14 protein-coding genes are annotated in these 14,615 nt (G+C 38.2%); 13 read left to right on the forward strand and 1 reads right to left on the reverse strand.

Features of this window, described 5'->3' with window-relative positions; genetic code table 11:
* Positions 1-5 precede the first annotated feature (5 nt).
* From ACQKMV_RS01760 to ACQKMV_RS01770, 3 genes are all read left to right on the forward strand, one after another.
* The gene (locus ACQKMV_RS01760) at positions 6-1,190 is read left to right on the forward strand and encodes an iron-containing alcohol dehydrogenase (protein WP_427502119.1); all 1,185 of its coding nucleotides are present in this window, start codon (positions 6-8) and stop codon (positions 1,188-1,190) included.
* Between the two features lie 141 nt (positions 1,191-1,331).
* On the forward strand, positions 1,332-1,784 hold the full coding sequence (locus ACQKMV_RS01765; RefSeq protein ID WP_427502120.1) for an HIT family protein: 453 nt from the start codon (positions 1,332-1,334) through the stop codon (positions 1,782-1,784).
* The gene (locus ACQKMV_RS01770; RefSeq protein ID WP_427502121.1) at positions 1,777-2,601 is read left to right on the forward strand and encodes a protein phosphatase 2C domain-containing protein; all 825 of its coding nucleotides are present in this window, start codon (positions 1,777-1,779) and stop codon (positions 2,599-2,601) included. Before ACQKMV_RS01765 ends, ACQKMV_RS01770 begins: the two co-directional genes overlap by 8 nt.
* Positions 2,602-2,969: 368 nt before the next feature.
* On the opposite strand, the gene ACQKMV_RS01775 is transcribed toward ACQKMV_RS01770, so the two are convergent.
* Positions 2,970-3,176, reverse strand: coding sequence for a hypothetical protein (locus ACQKMV_RS01775; RefSeq protein ID WP_427502122.1), 207 nt, complete (start codon positions 3,174-3,176; stop codon positions 2,970-2,972).
* Positions 3,177-3,618: 442 nt separating this feature from the next.
* Between ACQKMV_RS01775 and fadH the strand changes: the two genes are divergently transcribed.
* The 10 genes from fadH to ACQKMV_RS01825 all read left to right on the forward strand — a co-directional run bounded on the left by fadH (position 3,619) and on the right by ACQKMV_RS01825 (position 14,612).
* On the forward strand, positions 3,619-4,386 hold the full coding sequence (fadH, locus tag ACQKMV_RS01780; RefSeq protein WP_427502123.1) for a 2,4-dienoyl-CoA reductase: 768 nt from the start codon (positions 3,619-3,621) through the stop codon (positions 4,384-4,386).
* Between the two features lie 67 nt (positions 4,387-4,453).
* On the forward strand, positions 4,454-4,693 hold the full coding sequence (locus tag ACQKMV_RS01785; protein ID WP_427502124.1) for a short-chain dehydrogenase: 240 nt from the start codon (positions 4,454-4,456) through the stop codon (positions 4,691-4,693).
* Between the two features lie 252 nt (positions 4,694-4,945).
* A complete protein-coding gene (gene cbpB, locus ACQKMV_RS01790) occupies positions 4,946-5,386 on the forward strand; it encodes a cyclic-di-AMP-binding protein CbpB (RefSeq protein ID WP_427423604.1) in 441 nt (146 codons plus the stop codon).
* A 68-nt stretch (positions 5,387-5,454) separates the two neighbouring features.
* Complete coding sequence (locus ACQKMV_RS01795) at positions 5,455-6,342, forward strand: LysR family transcriptional regulator (protein WP_337992200.1); 888 nt, start codon at positions 5,455-5,457, stop codon at positions 6,340-6,342.
* 774 nt (positions 6,343-7,116) lie between these two features.
* Positions 7,117-9,501, forward strand: coding sequence for a DUF7408 domain-containing protein (locus ACQKMV_RS01800; protein ID WP_427502125.1), 2,385 nt, complete (start codon positions 7,117-7,119; stop codon positions 9,499-9,501).
* Positions 9,501-10,436, forward strand: a complete 936-nt coding sequence (locus tag ACQKMV_RS01805; RefSeq protein WP_427502126.1) for an ATP-binding cassette domain-containing protein — start codon at positions 9,501-9,503, stop codon at positions 10,434-10,436. Before ACQKMV_RS01800 ends, ACQKMV_RS01805 begins: the two co-directional genes overlap by 1 nt.
* Complete coding sequence (locus ACQKMV_RS01810) at positions 10,433-11,278, forward strand: ABC transporter permease (protein ID WP_427502127.1); 846 nt, start codon at positions 10,433-10,435, stop codon at positions 11,276-11,278. Before ACQKMV_RS01805 ends, ACQKMV_RS01810 begins: the two co-directional genes overlap by 4 nt.
* Before the next feature lie 12 nt (positions 11,279-11,290).
* The gene (locus ACQKMV_RS01815) at positions 11,291-12,736 is read left to right on the forward strand and encodes a hypothetical protein (RefSeq protein WP_427502128.1); all 1,446 of its coding nucleotides are present in this window, start codon (positions 11,291-11,293) and stop codon (positions 12,734-12,736) included.
* A gap of 11 nt (positions 12,737-12,747) precedes the next feature.
* Complete coding sequence (locus tag ACQKMV_RS01820; protein ID WP_427502129.1) at positions 12,748-13,743, forward strand: AAA family ATPase; 996 nt, start codon at positions 12,748-12,750, stop codon at positions 13,741-13,743.
* On the forward strand, positions 13,740-14,612 hold the full coding sequence (locus ACQKMV_RS01825) for a DUF58 domain-containing protein (protein ID WP_427502130.1): 873 nt from the start codon (positions 13,740-13,742) through the stop codon (positions 14,610-14,612). Before ACQKMV_RS01820 ends, ACQKMV_RS01825 begins: the two co-directional genes overlap by 4 nt.
* The last annotated feature ends 3 nt before the right edge of the window (positions 14,613-14,615 follow it).

The raw sequence follows: 14,615 nt of genomic DNA on the forward strand, positions 1-14,615 counted from the left end.
GAAATATGATTCAAACAAAAACAATCTTCACAGTAAACTCACCAGGAACAATCCTTTATGGGAGAGATTCTTTTGAAGAAGTGGGAGTCTATGCGAAAAAACTGGGGACTAAGGCACTTATTATTAGTGATCCAATAATGGATAGCTTAGGCTTTGTTAATCAATGTAGCGCTTTATTAAGAGCTAGTGGATTGGGAGCGGTTTCATATTTAGGTGTCACAACTGAACCAGTGGATACATATGTAGCAGAGGGGCTACATGTTTTACAAGCTGAGGGCTGTGATATTATCATTTCTGTTGGCGGTGGAAGCTGTATCGATACAGGAAAAGCAATCGCAGTAGTTGCAACGAATGGTGGCTATATTGGCGATTATATGAAAATGGCGAAAATTGCTGAGGAAGCACCGATTCCACATATTGCGATTCCGACAACAGCAGGGACTGGCTCAGAAGCAACGGATGCAACAGTTATTACTAACACGAAGAATGAAGTGAAAATGATGATTAAGCAGCCTGCATTTATGCCGAACATAGCGATTGTAGATCCGATTTTAACGGTTACATCTCCACCCGCCATCACTGCTGCGACTGGTATCGACGCATTAAGCCATGCTGTTGAAAGCTATTTATCACGTTTAGCCCATCCTTACTCGAATGCACTCGCATTATCAGCAATGGAGCTAATCGTTAATAATATTTTAAAAGTTTATAAACAAGGTAACGATATTGATGCTCGGGAAGCAATGTCTCTAGGTTCAATGCAAGCAGGTCTTTCCTTCTCAAATGCTTCTGTCGCTTTAGTACATGGCATGTCTCGTCCGATAGGAGCACTATTCCATGTGCCGCATGGTATTTCCAATGCCATGCTTTTACCAGCAGTATTAGAATATTCAAAAGATGCTTGTATCGTCCGACTAGCAGATATCGGTAAACTCTTTAATAAGGATGAAGCCACTTTGTCTCAAAAAGACCTTGCCGATTTAGCCATTGTTTCGATTAAGGAAATGTGTAAGAAGATGGATGTAGGTAATTTAAAGCAATGGGGAATTGATGAGGAAGCATTTTACGCAGCTATTCCAAAAATGGCAACGGACGCAATCGCAAGCGGTAGCCCTGGAAATAATCCTAAGGTGCCGACACATGAAGAGCTAATAGAGCTTTATAAAATTGCTTATCATTATGAGTTTTAGGATTTCAAAAAGAAACTGTCTAAAATAGAGTTACAAATCATATGTAATTTGTAACTCTATTTTTATTGTTCAGGAAAAATAGACCAATTAATTAATGGTTGTGTTATAATTTTGAAAATTCGAACAAGGGAGTGGAGATTAATGGAGGAATGTTTTATTTGCAATAAACATGCTAGCAACATCCAAGCTTCAGAGTTAAGGATTTATGAAGACGAATATGTTTATGTTGGACATATTGATAAAAATGGAGCTCCCAATTATTTAGGTCATATTATGATTGATTTAAAAAGGCATGTTCCCACACTTGGAGATATGACAATAGAAGAGGCAAAAGCATTTGGTGTCATTATGGCTAGAGTCAGTAAGGCAATAATGGAGTGTGAAAAGGCAGAGCATATTTATTCATTAGTTTCCGGTAACTCGGTGCCACATTTGCATATGCATTTAGTTCCTCGATATCCTAATACCCCTAAACAGTATTGGGGACCAAATGATGTGTATGATTGGGAAGATGCTCCGATGGGTGACGATATAGAAGTTATTAAACTTTGTACTCGAATAAAAACATATCTAGAGAATAATGCAGATGAGTGAAATTATAGAAGATTTTAGCTGGATAGGCAGCCAAGACAACTTCATTGATCATCCAAATCTTTATCAAATCAAGCATGTTATTGTTGGGCGATATGGTGGTAATTCTGATGCAGGACAATATAAAAACGAAGATGGGTGTTTAGTATGGCTCGATGAAAAGCAAGATTGGGAATTTTCCATTTTACTAGATGCTCATAATACGTCTGAGAGTGCTCAAATAATTATCGAACAATTTTTTTATCATAAACATGAAATTAAACATTTATTATCATTACCGACAAACCATCAAACCTTTAAAAGGTTTGAAGAGAAGATTTTAACGATATTTCAATCGGAAGAGTTCTTATCTGTTTGCAAAAATATTACTGGAGAAACTGCATGTTTAATTGTTGTAAGAAAGGATAAATATGTATGGTGGTTTTCAGTTGGAGACTGTGTTCTTTTTTTATTTCACCAAGAATTGGCTGCATTAGGTCAGTACCAATTAAATCAAAGGCAATTTTACGAATGGATAGGACAAGTCAATACTTTTGAACAGGACGTCCCTTGCTATAGTGTTGGAATAAAAGAATTAAGAAAAGGCGAAAATCGTCTTTTTCTAACTACAGATGGCTTAATTGAATGTCCCCATGAACCATACTCTAACCCTATTAACATTTATAATTCCTTCTTTAACTCTAAGGATAAAGAGAGCATTTGGTCAATGTTAAAGAATATCAAAAAAAATGGTGTCAGAGATAGCACTACCATAGTTTTTTGGAAAGTTGATATTTCAAAAGAAGCCACTAGAGCAAGTAATCAAGTAACAAGTTCTTAGTTGATTTTAAAAATGATGATTGTGATAAAATGTTGCGCAAAGAAAGGATACTAGCGCGGAAATGGTGGATACCCGCGAGAGGGTCAGCAGGCAAGCTGTGGGGACATCCCTTTAAGAAGGTACAGTATTTGAGTTCAAAAAGAACTCAAACATAGCAGTTACTATTTATCGTGCTTGGACAGAAGCAGAGGCTTGGAAGGTTTTAGCCGAGACTCTGAAAGTCACAAGCTAAGATTTATTAATTATTGCACATTTCGATAATTAAACGACTTTATTATACTTTTTAAACATTAAATTAGGTAATAAGAACATGCTAAAAGGACAGAGAATATACAATATTATCTGCCCTTTTTTATTGGATTAGGATTTTACCGTGCTGTTTTTTTTGATTGAAAATATCTTTGTGATTGTACACCTAAATTAAAAGCCGCTGCCACTGCGGTAAATATCCAAATATTTACCTGAAAGTTATCTATTTGAATTGGTCCTCTATTGAACAGCATAAAAATATTAATGGTAAACATCGATGATGTAAAGCATGCAAGAATGAATTGACCCTTTAATGATTTGACCATAATAGAACCCCCTCTTTTATGTTAACCACACTTAATAAAAGGTTAACACGTTTATGTTGGTAGTTAAATAATAATATTCAAAAAGTAGTGTATCTTTTATCCGCGCGTCAAGGATGAATACCCGCGAAAGGGAAGGAAATATCCGCGCGTCAAGCGGATACCTGCGGAAGAGAAGGAAATACCCGCGGAAGAGAAGGAAACACCCGCGCGTAACAGGGGAATACCCGCGAAAGAGTAGGAAATGCCCGCGCGCAAAGGGAGAATACCCGCGCAACAAAAAATCCCCTGTATACATATATAGTTGTCACCTTTCATCCTTTCCCTAAACTTCTATCGAGAAAAGAATTCTATGTGTGTTTTACAGAATTAATATGACATATGCGAGAAAATATAGTAATATTTTATGTGAATCACCATTCATTTTTGCAGAGGGGGAAATCGTATGTTGAAGGGGAAAACAATTATTATTACTGGTGGATCAAGTGGTATGGGGCTTTATATGGCAACGCAATTCGTTACTGAAGGGGCAAATGTTGTTATTACAGGCCGTAACGAGGAGCGTTTAGCTGAGGCGAAAGCCTTTATTTTAGAGGCTGGAAAAACGATTGAAACATTCCAAATGGATGTTCGAGTGCCTGAGCATGCAGAGGCAATGCTAGCATTTGCTGTTGAAAAGTTTGGACAGGTTGATGGGCTTGTGAATAATGCGGCTGGTAATTTTATAGTGCGTGCAGAGGATTTATCACCGAATGGTTGGAAGGCTGTTGTTGATATTGTTTTAAATGGGACATTCTATTGTTCTTCGGCAGTCGGAAAGTACTGGATTCAAAATAATATTAAAGGATCTATGCTTAATATGGTTGCAACTTACGCTTGGAATGCAGGTGCTGGTGTGATTCATTCTGCAGCGGCTAAAGCGGGTGTATTGTCATTGACTCGAACGTTAGCTGTTGAATGGGGAAAACAATATGGCATTCGAGTTAATGCAATTGCGCCTGGTCCAATTGAGCGTACAGGTGGTGCGGAAAAGCTCTGGGAGTCAGAGGCAGCAGCTGCTCGTACGCTAGACTCTGTTCCATTAGGTCGTACAGGTACTCCAGAAGAAATTGCTGATTTAGCAACATTTATGATGTCTGATAAGGCGAGTTATATGAACGGTGAATGTGTGACACTTGATGGCGGGCAATGGCTCAATCAATATCCGTTCTAACTAAAAATCTTTGCATAATGAAGAGCTGGGTTGACGCATACTAAAGGTAAAGAAAGGAGTTTTGCCTATGGGTATGTGGTTGATACCGGCTCTTATTGCCATTACGATTATTTCTGTCATTTCGCTTGTGTCTACGCTGAAAATTGCCAAAATGACATCTGAACGGAAATCAGAAAACGATACGCCGATTTCAGAAACCGTAGAAGAGTATGCGACTATGCTCAATCCAATTGTTTGGGTATATATCATTTTTTTACTTTTTTTAGGGATAATGATTTTTTATTATTGGAGTAAAGCAGGCTATTAAAAAAGATTTTTTTCTTCATTCAGTTCATATTATATAAATATGGCTGAATGAAGATATTTCTCCATTGTCCTCGGGTAAAACCTCCGTTATATATGCACTTTCGATACTTAGTTTTGTTCAAAATGCTTAAATAATTCATTGCTTATAAAAACTCTTCTCGGCCTTGTCATGGTCATAAAAGGAATAGTTATGATATGATAGAAGGGAAGCATCCTGTTCTGCAAAGCGAGGACAGAAAAGGAGAAGAAGTTCATGATTTCAACTAACAGCAAAGACTTTTTAGCAATGCCAATTAGTGATTTTATTATTTCATCTGAAAAGGTTGCGCATGTACAGATTGGAAATAGTGCGGAACATGCACTCCTAGTACTTACACGTACAGGGTATTCGTCGATCCCTGTTTTAGATTTGAAATATCGGCTTCAAGGTTTACTAAGTATGAAAATGATTACTGAATCCATTCTTGGACTAGAACATATAGAATATGAAAAGTTACCAGATATTAAAGTGAATACAATTATGGAGAAAGATATCGCTGTATTAAAGTTGACGGATACTTTTCAACGGGCTCTTGACTTAGTTATTAATCACGCCTTTTTATGTGTTGTGGACGAAGAAGGAACATTTGCGGGAATTTTAACTAGACGTGTTATTTTAAAGCAATTGAAAAAATATATTTATCAAAAAGAGTAGTAGATTAAGAGGGGACTCAGATGAAAATCATGAGGCCCTCTTTGCTTGTATCGGAGGTATACTAATTGATGGCAACGGAGGCTGAAATTTTAAAAGTACTAGCAGAGGAACGTAATATGCGTAAAGCAGCAGAACGACTATTTTTATCTCAACCAGCACTTTCTCAACGGTTGCAAACTATTGAAAAGGACTGGGGCGCGCAGTTATTTATTCGTTCTCAAAAAGGACTTACAGCGACACCTGCTGGAGAGCTTATTATTGCCTATGCAACTGAAATGCTTAGCAAAAAAGAAGAGATTTTTGAAACAATCCAATCATTAACGACGAAAGTAAACGGGACATTGAAAATTGCCTGTGCATCGATCGTCGGCCAAAACTGGCTTCCGATAATATTAAAAGATTTTGTAACGAAATATCCAGAGGCAAAAATCTCTCTTATGACCGGCTGGAGCTCTGAAATTGTAAAAGCGCTTTATGAGGGGGAGGCTCATGTAGGGATTGTGCGTGGGCAGGTTGATTGGAAAGGAGAAAAAATTCACCTTTTTCGGGACACCCTTTATTTAGTAGATAAAGAGCTAAAAACTATAGAAGATGTCCTGACGACTGATCGACCTTTTATTCAATTTAAAAGTGATTCTAATTACTATCAGGAAATTCAACAATGGTGGCAGCAGCATTTCGCTTCAAATCCAAGAAAACAAATTTTAGTTGATCAGATTGAAATTTGTAAGCAAATGGCATTGAACGGCATTGGTTATGCTATTTTACCTTCCATTACTTTAAATGACCATGATGGTATTAATAAAATAGCATTAACTAATAATGAAAAAGAGTTTGGTTTAACGCGTGATACTTGGCTAATTGGCTATGAATCCTCGTTTGAGTTACGACAAGTAGAGGCTTTTGTAGAGGTAGTGCAAGACCATGCGCGATGTTTGTTTGATTATACGAAATAAGAATAATATCAAGGTGGTCTCAAGTGATTCACTTGGGGCTGCTTTTTTTTATCCGATTCTTAATCTCACCATGGCGTGTGGTTGATTTCCGTTCCGACTGGGCGCTTTATTGCTGACGCTTCGATTTCGCGCAGAGCAAAGCTTCATCAAGGGTCTCGGGCCAACAGATGTTTTTTGTGCGAAAGCGTAGTGTTAACGTAGCGGCAGCAAAGTGTTTTTGTTTGTGCGAAAGCGTAGTGCAACGTAGCGACAGCAACAGCAACGATGTTGATCACGAAGGCGTTATCACAGGACGTGATGGTTTTAGCCTTCGTTCCTCTTAATCGCTGATCCCTAAGGAGTCGCCCAGTCTCCACTCCAATCAACTTATTCGCATGACATAGGTTTAAAAAAATGTCATCCAACTTTTGAATTTTATCGACTAACTTTCACGTATTATCACCCAACTTTTGAATTTTATCGACCAACTTTCACGTTTTATCACTCAACTTTTAACTTCTTTCAGCAAATGTCCAAACATCAGCTGAAAGAAGTTCTTTGTGCTCCAAAGAGCAAAAAGGATTCATACACAAAACTGTGTGTGAATCCTTTTTCTTAGCCTCCACTCCACTTACATGTATACGTTTTAATAAAATATCAACCCCACACTTTGGTAATTAGTTAATTCTTAAGAGTTTATGAATATTCATGAAGATATCATAAGAAATGGAACAAAATGCAATTTTAAACGTATAATTATTTAACCATCAATTTACATAAAAAGGGGTTGAGTTTTTGAAAAAAGCGAATATTACGGCACTCATACTACTATTCTTGCTTGTTATTAGCTTTATTCTTCCTGTGGAGCAGGCAAAAGCAGCCGCAACATTGGATGTACAGGCTAAGGTAGGGATTGCGGGTAAAGCTAAATACCAAACAGTTGTGCCAATTCAGGTAACAGTAAAAAATAATGGTACAGATTTTTCTGGAGATATGGTGATCAATGCCTCCAGTTCCTATCAAGCAACATCAGCACAAGTTATTCCAATAGATATAGCGGCAGGAGAAGAAAAAACATTTGATATTTATCTAGATGGTAATTATTCAAATGAAGATGCGTTTGCCTTTTTTGAAGGAGGCATAGAAAAAGGAGAAAAGGTTGCTTATGAAGGAACAAAGCAGCTACAAGCTAACTTTTTAGATCCTTCATCAGTTTTTATCTATACATTAACGGATAAAAGTGATCGTTTAGCAGCATTTTTGCGTTTATCTCAATTAGCTCCTCAAAATAATGTTGAAGTTTTCAATTTAAATCAAATCAAGGATTATATTCTGCCAGAGGATACACAAGGATTCGCAATGGCGAACGTTATCGTCATCGATGAAATTGCTATTGCTGATTTATCGCAAAAGCAACAAGACTCTTTACTAAAATGGGTACAGAATGGTGGAACTTTATTAGTAGGAGCTGCTGATCAAGTAAATGCAACAGCAGGTATTTTCAAGGATTATTTACCACTAGCGTTATCCAAGCAAATGACATCTGTTTCGGCAGATAGTCTATCAAAATTATCAGGCGGCGGAACTTTTACACAACCTATTTCTATTTATGGAGCTACTGAAAATCAAGGAAGTATTCCTGTATTAACAGATAACAATAAGATTTTAGCGTCTAAGAAAAAGGTTGGCAGTGGAGAAATTATTCAAACAGCCTTTTCTTTAGGGGATCAGCCACTTGCGTCTATGGATGGCTATCCAGCATTAGTGGAAAAATTGTTAAATATTCAAAAGATGTCACAACAAGGGATGAGCGTTAATGGACAGTCGCTGGTGGATCAAATTTCATATGACCTGCGTAATATAAATGAATTATTCCCTTCGTTTGAAGTATCTGTTAGCTATATGGTAATCGTTATTATTTTATATATTTTAATTATCGGACCTATTTTATATTTCATTTTAAAGAAAATAGACAAGCGTGAGCATGCATGGTGGATAATTCCTGCGATATCCATTGTGTTATCTATTGCCCTATTTATTTTTGGTGCAAAAGATCGAATTGGGCAACCGCAAATTCAACAATCTGCATTTTATAAAGTAAATGAAGATAGTAGTGTAAATGGTTATTATGTAGAGTCCATCTTAACAAATCGCAGTGGTGATTTTGTTGTTAATGCAGATAAGAATACAAGTGCATTCGCGCTACGAAATTCTAATGATTTCGCAGGGATAAGGGAGGATTTACATGAAATATCCTATATTAAGGAAAATGCCCATGGTTCAACGTTAACACTACGTAATTTAAGCTATTGGTCTGTTCAGTCGTTTGCAGGGAAGTCAGCGGCACAAAATATTGGCAAGATGGACATTGATATTACGCTAGATAATGAAAAGCTAACTGGGACAATTAAGAATAAATTCCCGTTTGCTCTAAAGGACGTTACTTTAATCTCTGGCATTAAAGAAGTTAAACTTGGCGACATTGAAGCGAACGGTACACTTAAAGTCGATAAGGAGCTAAAAGCAACAGTTCTTCAAAAACCATCTAATTATACTAGTTACAATTATAATAATTATCCGGCGAAGAAGGATGAAGTGGATCCTTCACGTATCGAGCATATGAAATCTATTGCATTACCGCTTGTAGAAAATGATAAAAAGCCTGTCATTACAGCATGGGCAGATCAAGCCATTGCTGGTGTTGAGCTAGAGACAAGTGCTAATATGTCACCGATTTCCTATTTTGTTCAGCCGTTTGATGGCAAAGTAGAGCTATCAGGTCCATTTACGATGAAACGTAACAACTTTATGTATACAGCAAACCCACAATCTCCTAATTCGTATGCTGAAAAAGTGGATGAACAGTTAAATAGTTGGCGCTTGTCTGATGGTTTATACGAAGTATCCATTGCGATGCCAGATAATTTTATGAAGTCAGTTCAAACATTAAACGAACTGACGATTTCGAATAAGGATACTGATCGTATGCAGCTATCGATTTGGAATAACGAGAAGAAAAATTATGAGCCATTGGTAGATGCGAAACAGGTGTTTACAGATAACATAAAAAAATACTTCAATGAAAATGATGAATTGCTGATTGAGATTAAATTCGGACCAGATCAAACAGGTGAGGAAACAAAATTACCTGATGTAGAGCTGAAGGGAGTGGCGAAATAATGATTGAAATTCGTGATTTGACGAAGAGATATGGCTCCTTTACAGCACTAGATCATTTGAATCTATCTTTGGAGGAAGGAGTTGTCTTTGGCTTTGTAGGTGCCAATGGGGCAGGTAAATCGACTACATTTTCGATTTTAGCAACCTTGCTGGCTCCTACTTCTGGTGATGCTCTTATTAATGGGAAAAGTGTTATTAAGGAACCAAAGGAAGTTCGAAAACAAATTGGCTATATGCCAGATTTCTTTGGTGTCTATGATCAACTAAAAGTAGATGAATACTTAGACTTTTACGGTGCCAGCTATGGCATTGGGGCAGCTGAACGAAAAGTACTTATTCCACAGCTGCTTGAACTCGTAAATTTAACAAATAAACGTTATGAATATGTTGATTTACTATCACGTGGGATGAAGCAACGTCTATGTTTGGCACGTGCTCTTATCCACGATCCTAAAGTATTAATTTTAGATGAACCTGCTTCAGGTTTGGATCCACGTGCCCGAGTAGAAATGCGAGATATTTTACGGAATTTAAAATCTATGGGGAAAACTATTTTAATCTCCTCACATATTTTGCCTGAGCTTGCAGAAATGTGCGATGAAATCGGTGTGATTGATAATGGTAAGCTTATCGCTCATGGCAATGTGGCTTCCATTCAAGCACAGCTACAGGGGGAGAAGCGTATCGTAGTAAAAGTAACGGATTGTTTAAACGAGGTACGTGCATTCTTGGAGGAGGATCCACTGATCTCTTCTATAGATGTATTGGAGACTCGCTTAGAGATAGCCTTTAATTACCGTGGGACAGATGCTGATCAGGTAGCGCTATTGAAAAAAGCAATACTTGCGAATTTACCTATTTATTCGTTAAGTGAAGAGGAAAAAGATTTAGAAGATGTCTTTATGGCTATTACGAAAGGAGCGGATAATCAATGATGGAACGATTTTATAATCCGGTATTCGTAAAAGAATTGAAGTTACGCTTCCGTTCTTTTAAAAGCTTTTCAGGTTTAATGTTTTATTTAGCGGTTATTTGTATTTTTATAGTAGGATTTTTGCTTATAACAACTGGATTCACAGGTAAGGGTTTCTTTAGACCAGATATGAGCTTTATGATGTTTGCGGTCTTAACAATATTACAAATGGCTCTTGTTCTTTTCATTACACCTAGCTTAACTGCCGGTGCAATTAGTAGCGAAAGGGAAAAGCAAACATTAAATATTTTACTAACAACGACACAAAGCTCTACTCAAATCATCATTGGAAAATTATTATCCTCGGTAGTATTTTTAGTATTAATGCTTATCGCAGGGCTACCATTGTATAGTTTAGTATTTTTATTTGGTGGTGTATCGCCGTCTCAATTAATCTCGATATTTTTATTTTATTTATTAACAGTTGTAGCAATCGGTAGTATTGGTGTTATGTTTTCAACGATTACAAAGCGAACAATTGTTGCGATGATTTCTACGTACGGTTCGATAATCTTTTTAGGTGGCATTACAGCGTTTTTCTTCTTTTTATCAATGGCCTTCCATCAAATGGGGAATGCCATAGGTACTACTACTTCTTATATGACTTACTTCTGGGCTTCTATTAACCCGGGTGCATTAATGCTCACGCTTACTTCACCAGCTATGGGCGATGCTTTAGTACAAGTTTCGGGAGTGAAATTACCTGTATGGATTAGTTATTTAATAGCTTATTCATTGATTATTATTTTTTGTTTAACAATTGCGATTAAAAAATTACGTGCCAATATGAAAAGCAACCGATAAGGAGGAAATATTATGGAGCGCCGTAGGCAATTACGAAAATATATTCAACGTGCAAAGACGAGTTTAACAGTTGAAAGAAGCGTTCCAATTGCACAGTCCGGCTTGTTTTTGGCATTGCTTTCGAGTGCTTCTCTCTTCCTCGTTTCAAGGCTATTTGTTTGGCCGTATTATCGTCAAACAGCTCTTGCTACCTTTATCGTTGTCATACTAGCAACATTGCTATTTATATGGTGGAAGCGTGTAAAGGAAAAGGAAGCATTGCATATGTTGGATGATTATTTTTCTCACAATGAGCTTGTGACAGCCTTATCGTTCGAGGACGATAAGGACCCACTCGTTCAATCTTTACTAACGAAAGCGATAGAAAACGTAGAAAAGGCATTTGCTGATTTTAAGACACGAAAGAAAAATTTGTTTCGTCCAAAAGCATTGATTGGATTATTTGGAACAGCTGTCGTACTGGCCATTCTTTATATGTTCCCAGCAGCTACACAAATTGAAGCGATTGAAGTGGAAAAAGAAAAAGCTGTCATTGAGGACGTAAAGAAGGAAGTTGCTAAATTAGAGAAAAAGGCAGAAACAAAAGAAGTGAAAGAGAAATTAAAAGAATTGCAAAATACGTTAAAAGAGACAGAAACAGCTGAAGAGGCATTACGCGAAGTCGTGAAAAAGCAAAAGGAGCTTGCTTTAAAGGAACAACAATTAAAGGATAAGCAAACGGCTAGTAAGGAGGGCGCTTCTGACGACAAAGGCTTATCGAAGGAAGAAGTGGAGCAATTGAAGGAGCTCGCCCAAATGCAGCAGGAGCTAACGCAAAATGCAAATACTACTCAGACAGCTATGAGCAAGCTTGGAAAACCAGCAAGCAATACTCTACAAAATGCTATTGCGAGTGCCAATAGTGCCAACAACAATCAGCAAAATAATCCTAATACTAATCCGTCAGCGAATTCACAGCAAAGTAATCAGCAAGGTCAAACAGGACAACAAGGCCAAAATGGATCCCAACAGGCTAGTGGTAATGGTCAGAAACAAGGATCGAATCAAAGTAATCAACAAGGGCAAGGACAAGGGCAAGGGCAAGGACAAGGGCAAGGACAAGGACAAGGACAAGGACAAGGGCAAGGGCAAGGGCAAGGGCAAGGGCAAGGACAAGGACAAGGACAAGGAAATGGCAAAGGTGCAGGCAAAGGTCAAGGCGGCCGCGATTTATTAACGACATCAAATAGAATTGGTGGCTCTAGTCAGACTTCAGTTGATGGTGGAGCATTAGGAGATGGATCACATGTATCAGAGCAACAAGGAAATGGCCCGATTACTAAAGGTTCTATCCGCCCATATGAGGAAGTTATAGGCTCCTATAAAGACAGCTATTTAGAAAGCTCAGAGCGTTTGCAATTACCGAAGGATTTACAAAATGTCGTGCAATCTTATTTCACGTCAATTGAGTCTCAGTAGGAGGAAAAAGAATGGCATTTACAGAGCAACAATATGTTGAAATGAGTACGAAATTACAGCAAGTAAAGGACGAAATTCATCGCTTTATCGTCGGGCAAGAGGAAGCAATTGATTATACATTGTACGCAGTCCTTGCTGATGGGCATGCATTATTAGAGGGCCTACCGGGTTTAGGGAAAACGATGTTAATCCGTACAATTTCTGAAGTATTAGATTTATCATTTTCGCGAATTCAATTTACACCAGATTTAATGCCGGCGGATATTACAGGAACAAGTATGATTGAGCGCACAGCTGATGGCAAGCAGCAGTTTACGTTCCAGCCGGGTCCGATTTTTAGCCAAATGGTATTAGCGGATGAAATTAACCGAGCAACACCAAAAACACAAAGTGCACTGCTTGAAGCTATGGGTGAAAAAACGGTAACCATCTTGGGAGATACAAAGAAGATGGCAAGGCCATTCTTCGTGTTAGCAACACAAAACCCGATTGAGATGGAGGGAACGTATCCTTTACCAGAGGCGCAAATGGACCGTTTCTTATGTAAAATTCTTGTGCCGTATCCTGAGAAAAGTGAGTTAATGGAAATTATGAAGCGGACAACAGGCGCTAAGGAAATTGATTTACAAAAGATCATGAATACAGAAGCACTTATTGAAGCGCAGCAAATGGTGAAGGAAGTACTTGTTGCTGATGAAATGCTTGAATTTGCGACGGATCTTGTTGTAGCTACACATCCTGAAAGAGTGGATGCAATCGCTGAGGTCAAACAATATGCCATGTATGGTAGCGGCCCTCGAGGTTTACAAAGTTTAATCAAATTAGCGAAGGCAAGGGCGCTTATGAATGGACGTTTCCACGTTTCTGTAGCAGATATTAAATCTGTGGCTAAGCCAGTCTTACGCCATCGTATGCTGTTGAATTATGAAGGGGAGGCTTCAGGCAAAACAGCAGACGATGTGATTGATGTCATTTTAGAAAAAGTACAGCAAGGTGTTAGTAGGTGACAAAAAAATTATTATTGCCCGAGGATTGGTTAGCGAAAATCAGTCGCTTCCAAGTGGCAACGGCCTCCAAATTACGTGGGCAGCACAAGGGCTCGCACCGTTCGCAACGCTTCGGGGCATCGCTCGATTTCTCAGATTTTCGTGAATATCATTTAGGTGATGATGTACGTCAGGTGGATTGGAACGTCTTTGCGAGAACTGATAAATACTTCATTAAACGTTTTTTAGATGAACAGGAGATGCGTGTACATATTTTGCTAGATACAACTAAATCTATGGGCGATCAAGCAAAATGGACTTTTGCCCGGCAAATTGTCGCATCACTTGGTCTAATGGTGCTCGGTCGCGATGATCGCTTATCATTTTCTTGTGTACAGGAGATGAAGCCACCGTTTCGTCGTAAAGGTGCTATGTATCGTCGTGCTTTTTTACAGCTAGTCACAGAAATTGAGCAAGCGACCTATACAAATAGCTTCGCACTAGGAGCTTTAAAAGCATTGCCTAAGGATAGTACCGTACTATTTATTGTCACAGACGGACTTGAGCCAATCAAGGAATGGGAGCAACTTTTAAAAAGGCTACCACGTTTTGCAGGGGATGTACGTATTTTGCAAATAGTTACGCAAGAAGAAATTTCACCAGAATATTCGGGTGATGTACGTTTACTCGATTGTGAAACGGGCAGAGATGTGAATGTTACCATGTCTTCAAAGGTTCTGGACACATATAAGGCAAGACGTTTATTACACGAAGAGGAATTTGAAGCAATTTGTCGGCGCTTCGGTGTTCGACAATTACAGCTTAAAGTAGAGGATGGATTACAGCAGGCCATCTTCCAACAATTATTAAAAGCACATTGGATTAGGTGAGGT

It is taken from the genome of Lysinibacillus sp. NPDC094403, from assembly GCF_050278745.1.
Classification (GTDB): Bacteria; Bacillota; Bacilli; order Bacillales_A; family Planococcaceae; genus Lysinibacillus.